The organism is Pseudomonas sp. S2_F03 (assembly GCF_054668335.1).
Genome location: NZ_CP162759.1, coordinates 1,442,697 through 1,460,583, shown reverse-complemented (window position 1 = coordinate 1,460,583; position 17,887 = coordinate 1,442,697). Strand labels below are relative to the sequence as shown.

Genomic DNA, 17,887 nt, shown 5'->3' with positions numbered 1-17,887 from the left:
ACTGACAAATTGCAATCGCGAGCAGGCTCACTCCTACATTGGTTCGGTGTTGGTCAGTAGAGCCTCAGAAAACCAGCCCCATCCGCCGTTCATACCCGATCCGGCCCTTGTACGCTTCACCACTGTCGACCCAGCCGAATTTTGCGTAGAGCGCGATGGCCGCCTGGTTGTCCGCATCCACCGACAACTCCAGCCCCTTTATTTCCGGAAACGCCTGGCGCGCCACGTCCGGCAGCGCTTGCAGGCAGGCCTTGCCGTAGCCTTTGCCTTGAGCGTGTTGATCCACTTGCAGCGCATGCAAGGTGGCGCTGTGTTCATCGGCCCAGGCCGGCAGCACGGGCGGGCGCTTGAGCAGCAGGAAGGCGACCGGAACGTCTTCGACCAGTAGCGCAAACCCTTTGACGCCCGGGCCCGGTCTGGACAGCAAGGTGTGCAATGCACCGTGAATGTCGCCGGAAAATTTGATTTGTTCCTGATGAACTTCGATGGCCTCGACCTGCTGGCGCTGGAGTGCGTTCAGGCTGTCGTATGGCACGAGTCGGGCTGTCACTGGAGTGTCCTTTTTCCAACACGAATGGGTCTTGGATTTTAGCGAGTTTGCGCAGATGGATTATTTTTATTTGGTTGTCGATTTGCCGTTTGGCCGAACGACTAAGGGTGTCTTCACAACAAAAACACGGAGAACCACCATGAGCGCTACCAATGAAATCCAGACCCTGATCGACACCTATCGTCAGGCAGTCATTTCTAAAAACGTCGATAAAATCATGGCGCTGTATGCCGACGACATCGTCTCCTACGACGCAGTCAAGGCCTTGCAGTTCCGGGGCAAGGCCGCGTACCGCGCGCATTGGCTGGAGTGCATGGAAATGTGCCAGGGCCAGCATCAGTTTGATTTCGATCATATGAACATTGTGGCGGACGAGCACGTCGCCTTCGCCCATTGGCTGGCCCATTGCGGTGGCACCAACGACAAGGGCGAGACCCAGGCCTGCTGGATGCGCGTGACCGCCTGCTATCGCCGCGACGGCGGGCAATGGCGGATTGTCCACGAACATTGGTCGGCCCCGTTCGACATGGTCAGCGGCACCACGCTCTTCAATCTGGAGCCCTGATCGTCGGGAATTTCGCCAAGGCGTCAATCTGCAGCCATAGTTGATCCGTTCGATTCAGGAGAGTCACATGAAGTACCTATGCCTGGTGTACAGCAACGAACAGGCGTTGCACTCATTGCCTGACAGTCCCAAGGACGCCGAGTGCATGGCCTACGCCGAGTCGATTCAGGGTAGTGGCCGCATGGTGGCGGCCGAAGCGCTGGAGTCGGTGCAGACCGCGACCACTGTGCGCATGCGTAACGGCAAGATGTCGATCACCGACGGTCCGTTCGCCGAAACCAAGGAGCAGTTGGCCGGCTTCTACCTGATCGATGCCAAGGACCTCAATGAAGCGATCCAGGTCGCCGGGGACATCCCGGCGGCCCGTGTCGGTTGTGTTGAGGTGCGCCCCGTTCGCCAGTTGAATCCTTGATGCCGGGCGAGTCGGTGCCGGCTCGGGTCGAGCAGGTTTACCGCGAAGAGTCGCGGCGGATCCTGGCGACGCTGATCCGATTGCTCGGCGATTTCGATCTCGCTGAAGAGGCCCTGCACGAGGCCTTTTTCGTGGCGGTGGAGCGCTGGCAGCGTGATGGCGTGCCGGACAATCCCCGCGCCTGGCTGGTGTCCACCGGGCGCTTCAAGGCCATCGATGCGTTACGTCGGCGTGCGCGGTTTGTCGCGGCGCAACCGCTGCTGATCGCTCAACTGGAGGCGCTGGAACAGGCCGACTGGAGTGCCGAAGACGTGGAAGATGATCGCCTGCGGCTGATCTTCACCTGTTGTCACCCGGCACTGGCCGCAGATGCTCAAGTGCCGTTGACCTTGCGCGAAGTCTGCGACCTGACCACAGAGGAAATCGCCCGGGCGTTTCTCTCGGCGCCCGCCACCATCGCTCAGCGCATCGTGCGGGCGAAAGCGAAAATCCGCGATGCGAAAATCCCTTATCAAGTGCCGACGCTGAAGGAATTGCCCGAGCGCCTCGACAGCGTGTTGCGGGTGATTTACCTGGTGTTCAACGAAGGTTACTCGGCCTCCATCGGTGCTGAAGTGACGCGCGAAGACCTGACGCGCGAGGCCATTCGGCTGGGGCGTTTGCTGCTGGAGTTGCTGCCCGAGCCGGAGGTCATGGGGTTGCTGGCGCTGATGTTGCTGCATGAGTCACGGCGCCTGGCCAGGACTTCGGCAAGCGGCGAGTTGATCGTGCTGGATGAGCAGGACCGTTCATTGTGGGATGCGGGGATGATCGCCGAGGGTTGCGCCCTGGTGGAACGGGCGCTGACCCTGCAGCGCTTTGGGCCGTATTGCCTGCAAGCGGCCATTGCGGCGGTGCATGCCGAGGCGTCAGCGCCGCAAGCCACGGACTGGCCGCAGATTGTCGGTCTGTATGACTTGCTGTTGCGGATGGTGCCATCGCCGGTGATCGAGTTGAACCGGGCAGCGGCGATCTCCCAGCGCGATGGACCGTTGGCGGGGCTGACGTTGGTGGAGGCGATTCTGGATCGCGGCGAATTGCTGGATTACCACCTGGCGCATTCGGCGCGGGCGCAGTTTTATCGGCAGTTGGGACGGGTGGAGGAGGCGCGGGCCGCGTATGAGCGGGCGCTGGAACTGACGCAGCAGGTGCCGGAGCGGCGGTTTCTGGAAGCGCGCATAAAGGCGTTGGGGTGATGTGATGTGTCGGGCCGGGCCTCATCGCGGGCAAGCCATGCTCCTACGGGGTTTGCGTTTAACCTGTAGGAGCATGGCTTGTCCGCGAAAAGGCCAAAGGACCTTCACTCCAGCATCTTGCTCAACAACCAACTCCCCGCTGGCCCCGGCGGATATTGGCGTGACCACAACGCATCGACAAACACCGGTTTCGGCCAGCCGCGCACCTGAAGTTCCTGCAACGAACCCTGGCCATAACGCTCCACCAGCCACCGCGGCAACGACGCCCAGCCAAATCCGCCCTGGGCCATTTCCAACAGCATCAAGTAACTCGGCGCCGACCAGACGCGACCCTTCGCCCGGCTTTCATACGGATTGACGATGGTGGCCAGGCGCAGCTCCCGGTGCTGTTGCAATACATGCTGGTCGATATGATCGAGCGCCGCCAAGGGATGCGCAGGGGAGACGAACAGTGCAATTTCCGTGCGCTCTTCGACGGTAGAGCTGACCAGGCTCGGAGGGTAGCTGTCCTTCATTTCCGCGAACGCCACGTGCGCCCGTCCCCGTTGCACCAGCGCTATCAGGTCATCGCATTCGGCAATCAGGCATTCGAGCTCCAGGTCCGGATAGCGTTGCTCGAACGCACTGAGCACCGCTTCGAACCGGTCGGATTGATAGGTGTCGGAAATCGCCACGGTCAGTTTTGCCTCAATGCCTTCAGACAATTGGCTGGCCGTCATTTCCAGCCGACTGGTAGCAGCCAGGATTTCCTCGGCGCGTTGCAGCATCACGTGCCCGGCCGGGGTCAGGCTGGGTTTGCGGCTGCTGCGGTCAAAGAGCACCAGGTTCAAATCGATTTCCAGGCTGGCCACTGCTGCGCTGATGGTCGACTGGCTGCGCCCCAGTTTGCGCGCCGCTGCGGAAAACGAGCCTTGGGTCGCCGCCTGGACAAAGGCGAGCAACACTTCGTGAGAGGCCATGAACTATCGCCTTGATCGATGGTTATTGGTTATGAAGTATCGGCTTGATGCCGGATCATGGCAACCACAGTCACTCAGAGGAGTCAGGCCATGAGCCCCAACAAATCCATCACAGAGCGTGTTTTCCAGGCCATTGGTTTCGAACTGCTGGCCATCCTGATCTGTACCCCGTTGCTGGCCTGGATCATGAACAAACCGTTGCTCGACATGGGTATGGTCACCATGCTCATCGCGGCGCTGGCCCTGGCCTGGAACGTAGTGTTCAACGGGATGTTTGACCGTGTACTCAACCACTACAACGTGGTGCGCACGACATGGGTCCGGGTGGTCCATGCGCTGCTGTTTGAAGGCGGTCTGGTCGCCTTCGGTGTGCCGCTGATTGCCTGGTGGCTGAAGACCAGCCTGTGGGAGGCGTTCTTGCTCGACATCGGCGTGCTGCTGTTTTTCCTGCCGTACACCTACATTTACCACTGGGTGTATGACGTGGTGCGGGAGAGGGTGATGGTGGGTCGGGCGACGTTGCAAAAAGCCAGCTGAGACAGGGGCTGCAACACATAACAAATGTGGGAGCGGGCTTGCCCGCGATGGCGACCTGACAGTCAACGATGATGTTGAATGTGCCGGCCTCATCGCGAGCAAGCTCGCTCCCACAGGTTTTGTATCAGCTGTACGGTTATGCGTCAGACGTGGAAGTAACCCACGCACGAATCAAACGGCAGACGCTTGAGTTCGATTTTGTTCAGGTCCAGCACTTCGCGCAGGGCCTTGGTTTCGCCCGGGAAGTTGCGGTAAGCGACTTCGTCCAGAACCACGATGGCGCCTTTAGGCATGTACGGCAGGAAGGTTTCCAGCGCGACTTTGGTCGATTCGTACAGGTCGGTGTCGAGGATCAGCATGGCCACGACCAGGTCCGGACGGGTCTTGACCCACTCAGGCACGGTCTTGACGATGTCGCCCTTGACCAGCTCGCAACGCGGGATGCGGTTGACCGGGCGCAGCAGGTCGTTGGCGTCGATCATGTCCTGGATCAGCGACTGGTCGGTGTCGGAGAACATGGTCTCGTTGACGTCGGCCGGGTCTTCTTTCTTGTCGATGCTCTGGAAGCCTTCGAAGGTGTCGAAGCCTACGATCGAACGGTTGATCGCGTACGGTTCCAGAATCATCGACAAGTGCATGTACAGCATCAGCGAGTTGCCCTTGTACACGCCGCACTCGATGATCGCGCCCGGTACTTCAGCGACTTTCTTGAACAGTTCCATGCGCGACAGTGCAGCGGTTACGCCGATGCGGTTGGCGAACACGAACGGCGCGTCGGCCACGTACTCGGCATCAACGCGCTTCAGAACGTTGGCACGGGTTTCGTTGTACTGGGCCTCTGCAGGCGTGATGCGACGCTTGGTCATTGCTGGATTCCTTGGAAATTCGAGAAGTCGTGGGCGTGGAAATAGTCTTTGAAACCGGCGCCGACGTCAGGGCAGGCGCTGTCGACGTTGATCGCGCCGCGCTTGTGCTTGAGGTCATCGAGGTGCATCAGGCGGAAATCCACGCTGAAGCGGGTTTGTTCGGTGTGGTTGGCGACTGTGCCATGCAGGTGCGAGCCGGAGAAAATCAGCATCTCACCGGTGTTGCCGGCAATGCGCACTTCAGAGGACGTGTTGATTGCCTCCAGTGGCACCGGGTGCACGCGGACTTCCTCCTTGAGGTTGTCCTTGGCCTTGTGCCGCTGGTTGTTGATCCAGTCGTTGAGGCTCCATTCGCTGGAGGTGTTCTTCACCGGCACATCAAAGTAACCCGCGTTGATCATCATGGTCTGGTCGGGGCGAATGGTGTGCACCGGCATCCAGGTGTTGATCTGGCAATCGACGCTGCCATACCACGTGTCGCGATGCGGCTTGTAGGCGTAGCTGACGCCGGCGTGCAGGTAGTCATAGTTCGGCACCACGCGAATGCGCGGCACGTCGAAAATGTACTCGCGCGGGTCGACGCCGATCTCGTCGATGAACGACAAGATCAAATCCTTGGCGCGCTGGCTGTTGGTGAACTGGCCCTTGAGGCGAGTCACCAGCACTACGAATTCTTCCACCGGCATCAGCGTGTGCAGGGCCTGGTGGTTGGTCTCGCCGTCGAACGCGGCGGTGATGCTTTCCTGGGCAAACGCACACAGCTCTTTGGCAGCGCGCAGCTGAGTGTTCAGGAAGATGTCGCCAGCGTAGATGGCTTCTTTGAAGTCAGCTTTTTGCTGAAGCTGATTGATATACAGATTCACGATTCCACTCCTGAATACATCGAGTCTCTTATGAGTCGGCCACACGTTAGCAAACTGAAGTGCAAACCGGCGGGAGGTGGATCAATAAAAGCGTAATCGCCTGAATTTGCGACGAAATGCTTTTCGGCCAGACAAAAAAATCCCCTGTAGCAGCTGGCGCAGCCTGCGTCCGATTGCGCAGCAGTCGTAAAACCATAACGCGCGGTCCATCAGACATACCGCATGCACAGGACTTACGACTGCTGCGCAGCCGGACGCAGGCTGCGCCAGCTGCTACAGGGGTTTGTCGATCAGAACAGTTGGGTGAACAACCAGTACAGGCTGCCCGACAACAGGATCGCTGCCGGCAAGGTCAGTACCCAGGCCATCAGCAGGTTGCGGATGGTCTTCATCTGCAAGCCACCGCCGTTGGCGACCATGGTCCCGGCGACGCCAGAAGACAACACATGGGTGGTCGACACCGGCAGACCGAACATATCCGCGGCGCCAATCGTCAGCATCGCCACGGTTTCCGCCGAGGCGCCCTGGGCGTAAGTCAGGTGGGTTTTGCCGATCTTCTCGCCGACCGTCACCACAATGCGTTTCCAGCCGACCATGGTGCCCAGCCCGAGTGCAATCGCCACGGCGATCTTGACCCATAGCGGAATAAACCGCGTGGAGTTGTCGATCTGCTGCTTGAACAGCTGCAGCTTGCTGCTGGTGTCGGCGTCGAAGTTGCCGACCTTGTTCTTGTCCATCAGGCGAATGGTTTCGCTGGTCAGGTACATGTCGTTACGCACGTTGCCCACAGCCTCGGCCGGCACTTTGGACAGCGCGCCATAGCCCTTGACCTCGGCGCCGATGCGGCCGGTGAGGGCGGCGAGCGCCGGCACCAGTTGCGGCGTGGCTTCCTTGCTGCGCACGTAGTCGGACAGCACCAGGCGCGGATCGGCCGGGGCCGGTTGCGGCGCGGCCTTGGCCAGCGCTTGCTGCGTCACCTCGGCCACCGCCGCGAACTGCAACGCCTGGTCGGCCGGCATGGCGCGGTTCAGCGCGTAGGCCATTGGCAAGGTGCCGACCAGAATCAACATGATCAGGCCCATGCCTTTCTGGCCATCGTTGGAGCCGTGGGCAAACGAGACGCCGGTGCAGGTCACGATCAACATGCTGCGAATCCACCACGGTGGCGGGGTGTTGCCTTTGGGGGCCTTGTACAGCGAGCGATTCTTGACGAACGCGCGCAGGGCCAGCAACAGCAACGCGGCGAAACCAAAACCGACCAGCGGTGAAAGCAGCAACGCGTAACCGATCTTGGTCGCCTGGGCCCAGTCCACGCCGCTGGTGCCGTCACGGCCGTGCATCAGGGCATTGGCCACGCCGACGCCGATGATCGAACCGATCAGCGTGTGCGAAGACGAAGCCGGTAAACCCAGCCACCACGTGCCGAGGTTCCACAGGATGGCGGCGATCAACAGGGCGAAGATCATGGCGAAACCGGCGGAGGAGCCGACTTGCAGAATCAACTCCACAGGCAGCAAGGCAATGATGCCGAACGCCACCGCGCCGCTGGACAGCAGCACACCGAGGAAGTTGAAGAACCCGGACCACGCTACCGCGAAGTTCGGCGGCATCGAGTTGGTGTAAATCACCGTCGCCACCGCGTTGGCGGTGTCGTGGAAACCGTTGACGAATTCAAAGCCGAGGGCAATCAGTAGCGCCACACCCAACAGCAGAAACGGGGTCCAGGTGGTCACCACGGTGCCGAGTTCGTTCATGTCGCGCATCAGGCTGTAGGCAGTAAACAGCAGCCCGATGGCCAACACGCCGAAAAAAATCACCAGCGTGAACGCACTGGGCTTTTTGTCGAGTTGGGGTTTACCGCTGCTGGCGGAAGCCTGGGCATCGGTTGGGTAGGAAGGAGTAGCCATGACTGACAATCCTGAGGAGGGAGGTGTGTCAGTGATAGTCGTTGCTAATTGTTACAGGGAGACTGCTTCAGGTCAGGGTTTGGGGTTTTTGCGTATCCGTTAATCAGAATTCACCGCGCTACCCTGTAGCAGCTGGCGAAGCCGGCGTCCGGCTGCGCAGCAGTCGTAAATCCTGAGCACACGTTTTACCTGAAAGACCGCAGTGACTGATTTTACGACTGCTGCGCAGCCGGACGCAGGCTTCGCCAGCTGCTACAGGTCTCGGGGGCTCAGTAATCCTGGCGCTTGCGAAAGGCCCAGCGCCCGGCGATCACGGTAAACGTCGCCACCAGCGCCACCAGAATCCAGAACCCTTCGGGGTCGCCCGACAGCGGCACTCCGCCGACGTTCATGCCAAAGAAACCGGCAATGATGTTGATCGGCAACGCGAGCACCGTGACCACGGTCAGGGTAAACAGGGTGCGGTTGCTCTGTTCGTTGAGGTTGGCGGCGATTTCTTCCTGCAACAGCTTGATCCGCTCACCCAGCGCCGTGAGGTCGTTGATGATCAGGGCGAACTCTTCGGTGGACTTGCGCAGCTCCTTGACGTCCTCCTTCTGCAACCATTGCGGCGGCCGATTGAGCAGGCGCAACAGCGAACCCGGTTCCAGCGCCAGCAGACGTTGCAAACGCACCAGCACCCGGCGGTTGGCACCCAGTTCAGCGCGGTTGGTCGACAGGCGTGAAGAGAGCAACTCATCTTCGATCTGATCGACACTCTGGCTGGTCTTGCGCACGATTTGCGTCAGCACTTCGCCTTGGTCGCGCAGCAGATGCACGAGCAATTCCAGCGGCGAGCGAAAACATTCACCGGCCTTCACCGAGGACCGCAACTTATCCACCGAGTGCAGCGGTTGCAGGCGCGCGCTGATGATCAGCCGGCTGCGGGCACACACCCACAGCGTCGAGACATCCGAGGAAACCATGCTGCTGAGGTTGAACACCACATCGTTGACCACCGCCAGCAAGGCCGAGTCCACATGCTCTATGCGGGTCGACCGGGAGCCTTCATGCAAGGCTTCGAAAAACTCCTCCGGCAACTCCAGATGGCTTTTCATCCAGCGCTCGCACGCGGCGTGAGCCAGGTTCAAGTGCAACCAGAGAAATTGTTCGTCGTCCTCGGGCTGTTGCAGGTAGTGCAGCGCCTTGGCCGAATCAATTTCCCGACCACGTTCACCGGGACGAAAGCTGAAACCGTAGAGCAGGCCGAACAGATCGGTGTCGCGATGGCTGTGGTCGATGCTGTGGTTCATGAGTGCTCGCAAGGGGGTATGCCGCTCCATGTAGCAGCTGGCGAAGCCTGCGTTCGGCTGCGAAGCAGTCGTCAAACCTGAGCACGCGGGCTTGCTGACACAACGCATTGCCTGATTACACGACTGCTTCGCAGCCGAACGCAGGCTTCGCCAGCGGCTACAGGATCGCGTTACGGCGGGTTTTACAGGTTCACTTGAGCCGCATCATCGCAAGGATTTTTGACGGTTTTGTGACAGGGCGGTGAAGGCGAAATAGTGGCTCTGCCAACGGTCGGATTTGATTAAAGAACCGCTCTGGCACGCCGATTACGCTTGGGTTAAGTTGCGCGCCTTCGGCCGTCAGCCGACGTCGCAGACAAGGAAGTCCGGACACCTTTCACGCCTTACCGGGGCGTGCCTAATTCCTGTCATGAGTACCCTTCGATGCTTTTGCAAAAGTCCTTGAGAGCGCAAATTCTCGCCCTGTTGAGCGGCAGCCTCTTTGCGATGCTGTTGATCGCCCTGGCCTGCTTTCATTTCCTTTCCAGCGGCGTTCAGCGCTACGCGAACCTGATCGACGGCCCGTTGCACACTTCCCAGTTGATCGATGAAGCCAACCTGCAATTCAAGGTGCAGGTCCAGGAATGGAAAAACGTCTTGCTGCGTGGCAAGCAACCGGCGGACCTGGACAAATACTGGAAGCAATTCGAAGACCGTCAGCGCGATGTGCAAAGCATCCTCGGCGAACTGGCCGGGCAGAAGGGCATCGAACCGCAGCTCAAGACTCGCATCGAACGCCTGCGTGATGAACACCGCCTGCTCGGGGCCGCCTATCAAAAGGGTCGTGATGCCTATGTGGCCGCCGGTGCCGACCCCACCGCTGGCGACACCGCGGTGAAAGGTGTGGACCGCGCAGCCAGTGACCAGATGAGCGAATTGGTCGCCGAGTTGCGCAAGCAGGGCAGCGAACAGTCGAAGCAGATCAGTGCCGAGGCTGAGCGCACCGTGTTGCTGGGGATCATCGTGATGCTCGTCTCGGGCCTGTTGATCGGGCTGTTGAGCCTGTGGCTGGTCAACCGCAACCTGGTCGAACCGATTCGCAAACTGATCGAATACGTGGCGCAACTCAGCCGGGGAAAAATTGCCGAGCGTGTGGCCAGTACCCGCCAGGATGAGTTGGGCAAACTGGCGGTCGCGGCCAACACCTTGCGCGATTTCCTCGCCGAAACCTTCAGCCATTTGCAGCGCAGCGCCAAGGATCTGGACAGTGCCAGCGGTGAACTGAATTCGATTGCCGGCCTCATGGCGGGCGGCACCAACGAGCAGTTCAACCGCACCGATCAGGTGGCCACGGCAATGAACGAAATGTCCGCCACCGCGCAAGAAGTCGCCCGCCACGCCGCCGATGCCGCACGGGCTGCCGACGACGCTGACCAGTCCGCGCAGCAGGGCGAAAAAGTCATGCAGGGCACCATCCGCACCATCACTCAAATGCGTGGCGAAATCGCCAATACCGCTACGGTCATTCGTCAGTTGGAAACCGACAGCGGCCGCATCGGCAAGGTGCTGGAAGTGATTCGCGGCATCGCCGAACAGACCAACCTGCTGGCGCTCAACGCCGCCATTGAAGCGGCCCGTGCCGGTGAAGCCGGGCGTGGTTTTGCGGTGGTCGCCGATGAAGTGCGCAGCCTGGCCCAGCGCACGGCAGCGTCGATCATCGAGATCAACCAAATCATCCAGACTGTGCAAACCGGTGCGGTCGACGCGGCGCAGGCCATCGAAAGCGGCCAGTCACGCAGTGAGGAAAGCGTGCAGCAAGTGACCGAAGCCGGCGCGATGCTGGAGCGGATCACCCAAGCCGTCGAAGCGATTCGCGACATGAACCGCCAGATCGCCACCGCCGCCGAAGAGCAGACATCGGTCGCCGAGGACATCTCGCGCAACCTCACGGAAATCACCAGCATCGCCAGTACCAATCTGGACAACGTGCAACGCACCGAGGCGGCCAGCCACAACCTGAACAGCGTATCGTCGCAGTTGAATGAAGTGACGGCGCGGTTGAGCGCTTAGCGGCACTGAATGTGTACCGGCTCGCTTACCGAGTCGGTACACAGTCGATCTCAAATCCGGCCTGAACTTGTCGATGAGGGAGATACCCAGCACCCACATTGGATAATTCCCATGGTCAGCATCACCTCTGTATCCATCAACCAGACCCTCACCACCTCCACCAGCAAAACCTCGATCAGCGCTCCCGCCGCAGACACCTCCGTCACCGCCACGCCTTCCGACGACACTAAACTGGCCGACGGCGGCGCTCCCGCGTCGAGCGACAGCAGTTCCAGCAGCAGCGAAGAATCCGATGCGGTGAAAACCTTGCGCAAGCAAATCGCCGAGCTGCAAAAGCAGATGCAGGAACAACAGCAACAGCTGCAAGCGGCCCAGGCGAAACAGGAGGATGCAGACGCCAAAGCCGCTGATGTCGCGGCGGCTCAGTCGCAGATTGCGACCACGGCGGGTTCATTGCAGACGGCGACGGCGGCGTTGTTGCAGGCGTTACAGGATGCCGATTCCAGCACGTCGGGTTCGCTGGTCAGTACGTCCGTCTAGAGGATGAGTGTTGCATGACCGGGGCGGTCAGATGCCCTTCGATTGCCTGTTCTCGGTAAGCGGCTACCAACGGCTACCTGTAATTTCTGACAGTAGACAGGAGTTTATCCTCAGCGCTTGATAAGCCTTGGTATGCATTTTCGGACTGAACATGCACCCAATTTACGAGGAGCTTTGAGATGAGCGAAATTTTGAGCCCAATGTCAGTTGTCGGTGGTCAGGTAGTCGTTTTACACGTTGATCAGGCAGACCCATTGATACCCAAGGTCATCATCCCGGCGCGGGAAGATTTTGAAATAGGCGAAGTAATCACTGTGTTGTTCGGCGACATCGTGGTTGCCACTCACCGCTATCGGGAAGGTGATTTCTTTCCTGTACACATTGATTTGGACAAAGAGGCGCTGGCTAGAGTAACTGGCTCGAAAGACGTTCACTACGCGATCAAGCATCTGGATGGCACTACCTCTACATCAAGTTCCTTCCGAGCCAAGGTCGAGGTGTTCAACAGTCAATCGTCAGTGAGTCACGCCAACGAGGCCTGATGCGTTGATGTTGTCGTCACAGTGCCAAAGCCAGTGTGAAGGTAAACGTCGTACCCTGTAGCGCGGTCGAGACCACGTCCAGTTTTCCACCGTGGGACTGCGCGATCTGACTGGCAATGTACAAACCCAACCCGAGGCCGGTCTGCGGAGTATCGCTGGCCGGTCGCGAGTAGGGGCGGAACAGATACGCCAATGCGTCCTCGGCAATCAGTCCCTGATTTTTTACGCTCAGTACGAAGTGTCCATCGTTGGTCTGCGCATTGACCTCGACCGGACCTTGGGGATCGCCGTGGACTACCGCGTTCGCCACCAGATTGGACAGCAACTGGGCGACCCGCTCGCGATCGCACGGGACGTTGTGTAAATCGCCGATGGAAAATTTTATGACGCGGTCCGGGTGAACACTCTGAACTTCGGAAATCACATGCCGTAAAGCCGCATCCAGATCCGCGCACGGTGCGATGTTCACCGGAATGCCCAGGCCAAAGGAACCGCGAGCGAAATCCAGCACGTCATCGACCAGTCGAGTTGCGCGTTGGGCACTGGTCAGAATGTGCTGGACCCGTTGCTGGTTCGCCGGGTCAGGCAGTTTGCGCAGGAGCATTTCGGCACCGGCACTGATGGCGAACAACGGGTTGCGCAAGTCATGGCCGAGCACGGCGATAAACCGATCGCGCTGTTGCGAGTTTTCACGCTCCTGCTTCAGCGCCAACTCGGTGTGTTGCTGGTTTTCTTCGACCTCGATTTGCAGTGCCAGCATGCGCGCGAAGGATTCCATGGTGCTTTGGATCGTGCTGGATTTTAGCTGAGCGGGCAGAGGATCAAGTGCGCAGAGGGTGCCGAAGAAGCGTCCGTCGGTACGGAAGATCGGCACGGAGATGTAGCTTTCGAACTGATAAATACGCGGCGTGTGGTGATCGCGGTAGCGCGGGTCTTCGCTGGCCTTGTCGATCACCACCGACTGGCGGGCCTGACGAATTTCGTGGCAAAGGGTCGTGGTGACCTCCAGTTCACCGCCGACCTGCAAACCGAAGTTCAGTTGGTCGAGCACGGCGCACGCCGTCCAGGAGTCCTCCGTCACGCGCGCCACCGCGGCGAAGCGCAGGCCGGTCAACTCGCGGACCACTTGAAGGATGGCCGGTACGGCGCTGATCCTGCCGATCAAGGCGATGTCTGCTGCCGCTGTTTGGCCCATTTCAATCAATCTCTGTTTGAACACCGTGGACAGATTCTAGCGGGCCGACGATGTGTTGGCGTAGTCTGAATTGCAGACGCAAAAAAGCCGCACGATTGGTAAATCGTGCGGCTTTTGCGGGGCGATTACTTGTCTTGTTTGTTGCTCAGGACTTTGCCGGTCGCGGCATCGAAATCCACATCCCACTCCACGCCGTCGGCGGTACGCAGTTCAACTTCGTATTCGTAGCCGTTGAAGTGGTTGTCCAGATCCGTGTCGGTGATGGTCGCGCCCGGGTGCAGTTTCAGCGCTGCCTGGTTCATTTCTTCCAGTGGCTTGATCTTGCCGCTTTTGACCAGTTCAGGGATCTGGTCGACGCGGACATCGGCCTGGACCAGGCCAGCGGTGAGGGTCAGGGCAGCGGCGGTGAACAGGGCAGTCAGGGTTTTCATGAAGATCTTTCCTTGGGTTGAGCTGTTTAAGTGGCGCCAGATTAACGGTGGCAACTTAACTCATCCTTAATTCCAGAAAGCCATCGCGGGGTTGCACAATCCCTGTGGGAGCGAGGCTTGCCCGCGATAGCCGCACCGCGGTCCCGAATCAGTAACCGTTATTCTGCAGCAACTGCGCAACAGTCCCCGCTGCCGGCCGCTTGTAGAACTTCAACAACTCACTGGCCCGGTTAGTAAAGATCCCATCCACCCCGGCATCCATCACCTTCTGGTAATCCAGCGCATCATCAATGGTGTACACGTGCACCAGCATGCCCTGATCGTGGGTGTATTGGTTCATCCACGGTTTCACCAGGTCCGAGTAGCTCTGGTCGCCCCCTTGGGTCAGCGCGGCGGAAGGGCCGGTGCCGATAGCGCCCTGAGCCTTGGCGTACTCGACCCATTGCTGGAATTCGGCTTTATCCTTCGGCTCTTGTCTGGCGTAGTAAGTGGCTTTGTCCTTATCGCCGGATTCGGCGAACGTCACCTTGGATTTGGGCTCGATACTGCCTTCGCCGACCCACAACAGCAGAATTTTCGGCACCTTCGGCATTTCCTTTTGCAGCAGTTCGAGGCTGCTCTTCTCGAAGGTCTGCAACACGACTTTGCCTTTGCCCTGGCCGACGGCCAGATCACTTTTCGCCAGTTTCGAACCGGCCGGGCTCAGCCAGCCACGGTCCTGCAATTTGTCCTTGAGGTCGCGCTCAATACCGGGGAATTGCTTTGGCTCTTTGGTCTCGATGTACAGGCCGGGTTTGTGCAGTGGGTTGCCCTGGGCAATGTCGATGATTTCGTCCAGCGTCAGAATTTTCAGACCCGCGTAGGAAGGACGCGCACGATCCGGGTAAGCGCTGTTGAACCAGCTGCCGGCGTCGAGGGTTTTCAACTCGGCCATGGTGAACGCGTTGGCGGGGCTGTCCTTGCGATCCGGGAACTTGCCGGCAACGTCGGTGGTGCGTTGCAGATTGTTGTCGTGCAGCACAAACAGCACGCCGTCCTTGCTGCGTTGCAGGTCCATCTCCAGATAATCGGCCCCCAGGTCGCGCGCCAGTTTGTAGGCGGCGGCGGTGGATTCCGGCGCATCGAAAGACGCGCCGCGATGAGCGATCACCGCCGGGTGCGGAATGCCCAAACGGCTTGCCAGCGCTGTCGGGGTTGGCTCGCTGGCGGCTTGTGCCTGGCCGAGACCGAGCATCAGGCTCAGCAGCAGGGCGCTTTTGGTGAAGGTAACCGGCATGGTCGAGATCCTTTCGCAATGAGTAATCAAAGAGGTCCCTTTTAACAACTGAGCGTTGCCGGCGCTATCGCCAGACCGACATAAACGTGTTCAAAGCAGAATTTTTCAGCGCAACTGTGCACTTCTTTGCAGTACTCTTGGTCACGGCAATTTCCCCGGCAGAGGGAAAACCGTGTCGTTTCCCTTGCGTGTAAACCATTGATCACCGGTCGTAGAAACGACTTTTTGTGAGGTTTATATGCGCATCACTTCCGAGCTTATCTGCCAGGCCGCCGACCAACTCAAAGGCTTTGTCGGCCTCAACCGCAAGACCGGCCACTACATTGTGCGATTCAGCGAAGACTCGTTCGGCATGGACGTGGCCGATGACGGCATTATTCCCACCAGTGAATTTGTCTGGGCGCCGGGGCCGGGGCAGGCCATGACGCTCAAGCGTGAGTTGATTCAGTTGCTGCTGGATCAGAACATTGATGACCGGATCAACATCACCGAGCCGTTGCGGGTGTACATGAATCGGCAGGAAGTGCCGGAGATAGCGGCGGTGCGGAGTCTTGTTCGGGGCTGAGTTTTGCGGCGACTGTGCTGGCCTCTTCGCGAGCAAGCCCGCTCCCACACTTGATCTGCGGTGCAACATAGATCAAGTGTGGGAGCGGGCTTGCTCGCGAAGGCGGCCGAAAGAACACCACAATTTTCAGTGCTGAAACCGGTAATCCCGTTCAACCCTGCACACCCGCGTCTGACACTCCGCATACCAGGTCGACCGCCCACGCTCACGAATCTCACTGTGCTCGGGGTGATGTTTCCACGCCAGAATCGCCGCTTCACTGGCCCAATACGAAACCGTAATCCCGAGCCCATCCTCACCCCGTGCCGACTCCACACCAAGAAACCCCGGCTGCTCACGGGCCAGTGCCACCATGCGTTCAGCAGCCTCGGCGTATCCCTGATCACCTTCAGTGCGCCGGGAGGTGAAAATCACCGCGTAGTAAGGCGTCGTCGTCATCTTTTCTACCTCACACAAGCCTTGATGAAAGCGCGCACCAGCGGCGGCAGAACCCCCTTCAGCGCCGCACGTTCCGGCTGGAACAGCGTGGCGACAAAGAACGGATGCCCCGTGAGCTCAACGGCCCGCAAATCCCCCTGTGAATCATGGCCAACGGCGTGTAGCTGCTGGATCAATAGCTCACGTTCGAACTCAGGATTCACACCGAAGCGGCAGTGATATCCCTCGCGTATTTCAGTCGTTTCGTACGCGTTGGCGATCAACGAACCTTCAACCAGATGAATGCTGTCCACCGCTTCCACCAGCGAACAGGTCAGCGGCGTCAGAAGCGCCCGCGCGGCGTCAGGATGCGTCTCGCCGTGTTCGGCATCTTCCCAACCCAACACATCGCGGGCGTACTCCAACACCGCATGTTGAAACCCGCCACAGGTGCCGAGGAACGGTCGCTGCTGCTCCCGGGCAAACCGGATCGCCCGCAACGCCCCGTCCATGTTTCGATAAGGACTTCCGGGCACGCACCAGAAACCATCGAAATCTTGCAGCGGTGTGTTGGTGCGGATCTGGTCGGTGGCCAACCACCGGAATTGCACGTCCAGCTGCAACGCTTCGGCGGCCATGCCAAGGGCAATGGGAATGGCTTGGTGGGCGGTGACTTGAAGGTCGTAGTCCCCGATCAGGGCGATGCGGGTTAAGGTGGTTTCCATGAGTGCTCTCTCGGCTTGTTGATTCCTGGTACCCACTATAGATTGGCGTTCACGCACTCAATATTGGCGTTGTCCCAAGTGATCAATGCAGCGACGCACTATCGACTGGACTATCCCGATCTGGCCCTGATCCTCGCCCTGGTGCGCGGTGGCTCTCTGTCCCGGGCCTCGAGCCTGCTGAAAGTCGACGTTTCAACGGTGTTTCGCGCCGTCCGCCGACTGGAAGCGGCATTGGGGCAACAACTGTTCGAAAAGAGCCGCGCCGGGTATTTGCCAACCACACTCGCGCAAACCCTGGCCGAGCAGGCTGAGCGAGCGGAACAAGCGTTGGACGCGGCGCGAATTGGTGTGGAGCAGGGCGGGGAAGTCATCAGCGGCACCGTGCGCCTGACCTGTACGGATTCGGTTCTGCAAGGTTTGCTGCTGCCGGCGCTGGCGCAGTTCATGCCGTCCTACCCGGCGTTGACCATTGAGTTGAGCACCTCCAACGACTTCGCCAACCTCAGTCGTCGAGATGCTGACATCGCTTTGCGCCTGACGCGTACACCGCCCGAGCATTTGGTCGGTCGACGTCTGGCGGATATTTCCTACCGGGTGTGTGCCAGTGCGCAGTATCTGAAGTCCGTCGATCCTGAGGACCTGGCTTCGCTGACCTGGATCGCGCCCGACGATTTTCTACCCGACCATCCCACTGTTGCCTGGCGGCGCCAGCATTTACCGGGTGTCACCCCGAGCTATCGCTGCAACAGCATGCTGTCGGTGACCGAACTGGTGCGGGCCGGGTTGGGCGTTGCGGCATTGCCGGATTTTTTGATCGGCGACACGCTGCAGCCGTTGACCGGCCCATTGCACGGCTACGACACCGCACTCTGGTTGCTGACCCGTCCGGATTGCCGTGCGTTGCGTTCGGTGGTGACACTGTTTGATGAATTGGGGCGGGCACTGCGATTGCCTTGAGCGA

General features: G+C 59.5%; 20 protein-coding genes. 9 read left to right on the top strand and 11 right to left on the bottom strand.

Annotated elements, in window-relative coordinates; all coding sequences use genetic code 11:
* Positions 1 to 64: 64 nt before the first annotated feature.
* Positions 65 to 550 carry a GNAT family N-acetyltransferase gene (locus tag AB4N76_RS07065; protein WP_046031995.1) on the bottom strand — a complete coding sequence of 162 codons (486 nt, stop codon included), beginning with the start codon at positions 548 to 550 and terminating at the stop codon, positions 65 to 67.
* A 139-nt stretch (positions 551 to 689) separates the two neighbouring features.
* On the opposite strand from AB4N76_RS07065, the gene AB4N76_RS07060 reads away from it, so the two are divergent.
* From AB4N76_RS07060 to AB4N76_RS07050, 3 genes are all read left to right on the top strand, one after another.
* Complete coding sequence (locus tag AB4N76_RS07060) at positions 690 to 1,115, top strand: YybH family protein (RefSeq protein WP_046031994.1); 426 nt, start codon at positions 690 to 692, stop codon at positions 1,113 to 1,115.
* A gap of 67 nt (positions 1,116 to 1,182) precedes the next feature.
* On the top strand, positions 1,183 to 1,527 hold the full coding sequence (locus AB4N76_RS07055; RefSeq protein ID WP_046031993.1) for a YciI family protein: 345 nt from the start codon (positions 1,183 to 1,185) through the stop codon (positions 1,525 to 1,527).
* Positions 1,527 to 2,762 carry an RNA polymerase sigma factor gene (locus AB4N76_RS07050; RefSeq protein WP_046031992.1) on the top strand — a complete coding sequence of 412 codons (1,236 nt, stop codon included), beginning with the start codon at positions 1,527 to 1,529 and terminating at the stop codon, positions 2,760 to 2,762. Before AB4N76_RS07055 ends, AB4N76_RS07050 begins: the two co-directional genes overlap by 1 nt.
* Positions 2,763 to 2,866: 104 nt before the next feature.
* On the opposite strand, the gene AB4N76_RS07045 is transcribed toward AB4N76_RS07050, so the two are convergent.
* Positions 2,867 to 3,721 carry a LysR family transcriptional regulator gene (locus AB4N76_RS07045; RefSeq protein WP_046031991.1) on the bottom strand — a complete coding sequence of 285 codons (855 nt, stop codon included), beginning with the start codon at positions 3,719 to 3,721 and terminating at the stop codon, positions 2,867 to 2,869.
* A gap of 90 nt (positions 3,722 to 3,811) precedes the next feature.
* Here AB4N76_RS07045 and AB4N76_RS07040 point away from each other — a divergent pair, with 90 nt between their 5' ends.
* The gene (locus AB4N76_RS07040; protein ID WP_223525658.1) at positions 3,812 to 4,258 is read left to right on the top strand and encodes a multidrug/biocide efflux PACE transporter; all 447 of its coding nucleotides are present in this window, start codon (positions 3,812 to 3,814) and stop codon (positions 4,256 to 4,258) included.
* 143 nt (positions 4,259 to 4,401) lie between these two features.
* On the opposite strand, the gene AB4N76_RS07035 is transcribed toward AB4N76_RS07040, so the two are convergent.
* The 4 genes from AB4N76_RS07035 to AB4N76_RS07020 all read right to left on the bottom strand — a co-directional run bounded on the left by AB4N76_RS07035 (position 4,402) and on the right by AB4N76_RS07020 (position 9,186).
* The gene (locus AB4N76_RS07035) at positions 4,402 to 5,124 is read right to left on the bottom strand and encodes a TylF/MycF/NovP-related O-methyltransferase (RefSeq protein ID WP_046031989.1); all 723 of its coding nucleotides are present in this window, start codon (positions 5,122 to 5,124) and stop codon (positions 4,402 to 4,404) included.
* Positions 5,121 to 5,987 (bottom strand): 2OG-Fe(II) oxygenase family protein, encoded by an 867-nt coding sequence (locus tag AB4N76_RS07030; protein ID WP_046031988.1) that lies wholly within the window; start codon positions 5,985 to 5,987, stop codon positions 5,121 to 5,123. The genes AB4N76_RS07035 and AB4N76_RS07030 overlap by 4 nt, the downstream gene beginning before the upstream one ends.
* Before the next feature lie 290 nt (positions 5,988 to 6,277).
* A complete protein-coding gene (locus AB4N76_RS07025) occupies positions 6,278 to 7,894 on the bottom strand; it encodes an inorganic phosphate transporter (RefSeq protein WP_460164314.1) in 1,617 nt (538 codons plus the stop codon).
* Positions 7,895 to 8,163: 269 nt separating this feature from the next.
* The gene (locus AB4N76_RS07020; protein WP_046031986.1) at positions 8,164 to 9,186 is read right to left on the bottom strand and encodes a transporter; all 1,023 of its coding nucleotides are present in this window, start codon (positions 9,184 to 9,186) and stop codon (positions 8,164 to 8,166) included.
* Between the two features lie 423 nt (positions 9,187 to 9,609).
* Here AB4N76_RS07020 and AB4N76_RS07015 point away from each other — a divergent pair, with 423 nt between their 5' ends.
* The 3 genes from AB4N76_RS07015 (at position 9,610) to AB4N76_RS07005 (ending at position 12,317) form a co-directional block, all read left to right on the top strand.
* Positions 9,610 to 11,235, top strand: a complete 1,626-nt coding sequence (locus tag AB4N76_RS07015) for a methyl-accepting chemotaxis protein (protein WP_046031985.1) — start codon at positions 9,610 to 9,612, stop codon at positions 11,233 to 11,235.
* A 111-nt stretch (positions 11,236 to 11,346) separates the two neighbouring features.
* The gene (locus AB4N76_RS07010) at positions 11,347 to 11,775 is read left to right on the top strand and encodes a hypothetical protein (RefSeq protein WP_077431403.1); all 429 of its coding nucleotides are present in this window, start codon (positions 11,347 to 11,349) and stop codon (positions 11,773 to 11,775) included.
* 179 nt (positions 11,776 to 11,954) lie between these two features.
* Positions 11,955 to 12,317 carry a hypothetical protein gene (locus tag AB4N76_RS07005; RefSeq protein WP_077431404.1) on the top strand — a complete coding sequence of 121 codons (363 nt, stop codon included), beginning with the start codon at positions 11,955 to 11,957 and terminating at the stop codon, positions 12,315 to 12,317.
* Between the two features lie 16 nt (positions 12,318 to 12,333).
* Here AB4N76_RS07005 and AB4N76_RS07000 read toward each other — a convergent pair whose 3' ends face one another.
* The 3 genes from AB4N76_RS07000 to AB4N76_RS06990 all read right to left on the bottom strand — a co-directional run bounded on the left by AB4N76_RS07000 (position 12,334) and on the right by AB4N76_RS06990 (position 15,219).
* A complete protein-coding gene (locus AB4N76_RS07000; RefSeq protein WP_046031983.1) occupies positions 12,334 to 13,512 on the bottom strand; it encodes a GAF domain-containing sensor histidine kinase in 1,179 nt (392 codons plus the stop codon).
* A 125-nt stretch (positions 13,513 to 13,637) separates the two neighbouring features.
* Positions 13,638 to 13,943 (bottom strand): PepSY domain-containing protein, encoded by a 306-nt coding sequence (locus AB4N76_RS06995; protein WP_046031982.1) that lies wholly within the window; start codon positions 13,941 to 13,943, stop codon positions 13,638 to 13,640.
* A 148-nt stretch (positions 13,944 to 14,091) separates the two neighbouring features.
* On the bottom strand, positions 14,092 to 15,219 hold the full coding sequence (locus tag AB4N76_RS06990; RefSeq protein ID WP_046031981.1) for a glycerophosphodiester phosphodiesterase: 1,128 nt from the start codon (positions 15,217 to 15,219) through the stop codon (positions 14,092 to 14,094).
* Positions 15,220 to 15,457: 238 nt separating this feature from the next.
* On the opposite strand from AB4N76_RS06990, the gene AB4N76_RS06985 reads away from it, so the two are divergent.
* Positions 15,458 to 15,784, top strand: coding sequence for a DUF2025 family protein (locus AB4N76_RS06985; protein ID WP_046031980.1), 327 nt, complete (start codon positions 15,458 to 15,460; stop codon positions 15,782 to 15,784).
* Between the two features lie 126 nt (positions 15,785 to 15,910).
* Here the strand turns inward: AB4N76_RS06985 and AB4N76_RS06980 are convergent, their stop codons facing one another.
* Both AB4N76_RS06980 and AB4N76_RS06975 read right to left on the bottom strand, forming a co-directional pair.
* Complete coding sequence (locus AB4N76_RS06980) at positions 15,911 to 16,222, bottom strand: antibiotic biosynthesis monooxygenase family protein (RefSeq protein WP_046031979.1); 312 nt, start codon at positions 16,220 to 16,222, stop codon at positions 15,911 to 15,913.
* Between the two features lie 5 nt (positions 16,223 to 16,227).
* A complete protein-coding gene (locus tag AB4N76_RS06975; protein ID WP_460164313.1) occupies positions 16,228 to 16,926 on the bottom strand; it encodes a CTP synthase C-terminal region-related (seleno)protein in 699 nt (232 codons plus the stop codon).
* A gap of 15 nt (positions 16,927 to 16,941) precedes the next feature.
* On the opposite strand from AB4N76_RS06975, the gene AB4N76_RS06970 reads away from it, so the two are divergent.
* Positions 16,942 to 17,883 carry a LysR family transcriptional regulator gene (locus AB4N76_RS06970; RefSeq protein ID WP_080943062.1) on the top strand — a complete coding sequence of 314 codons (942 nt, stop codon included), beginning with the start codon at positions 16,942 to 16,944 and terminating at the stop codon, positions 17,881 to 17,883.
* Positions 17,884 to 17,887 lie beyond the last annotated feature (4 nt).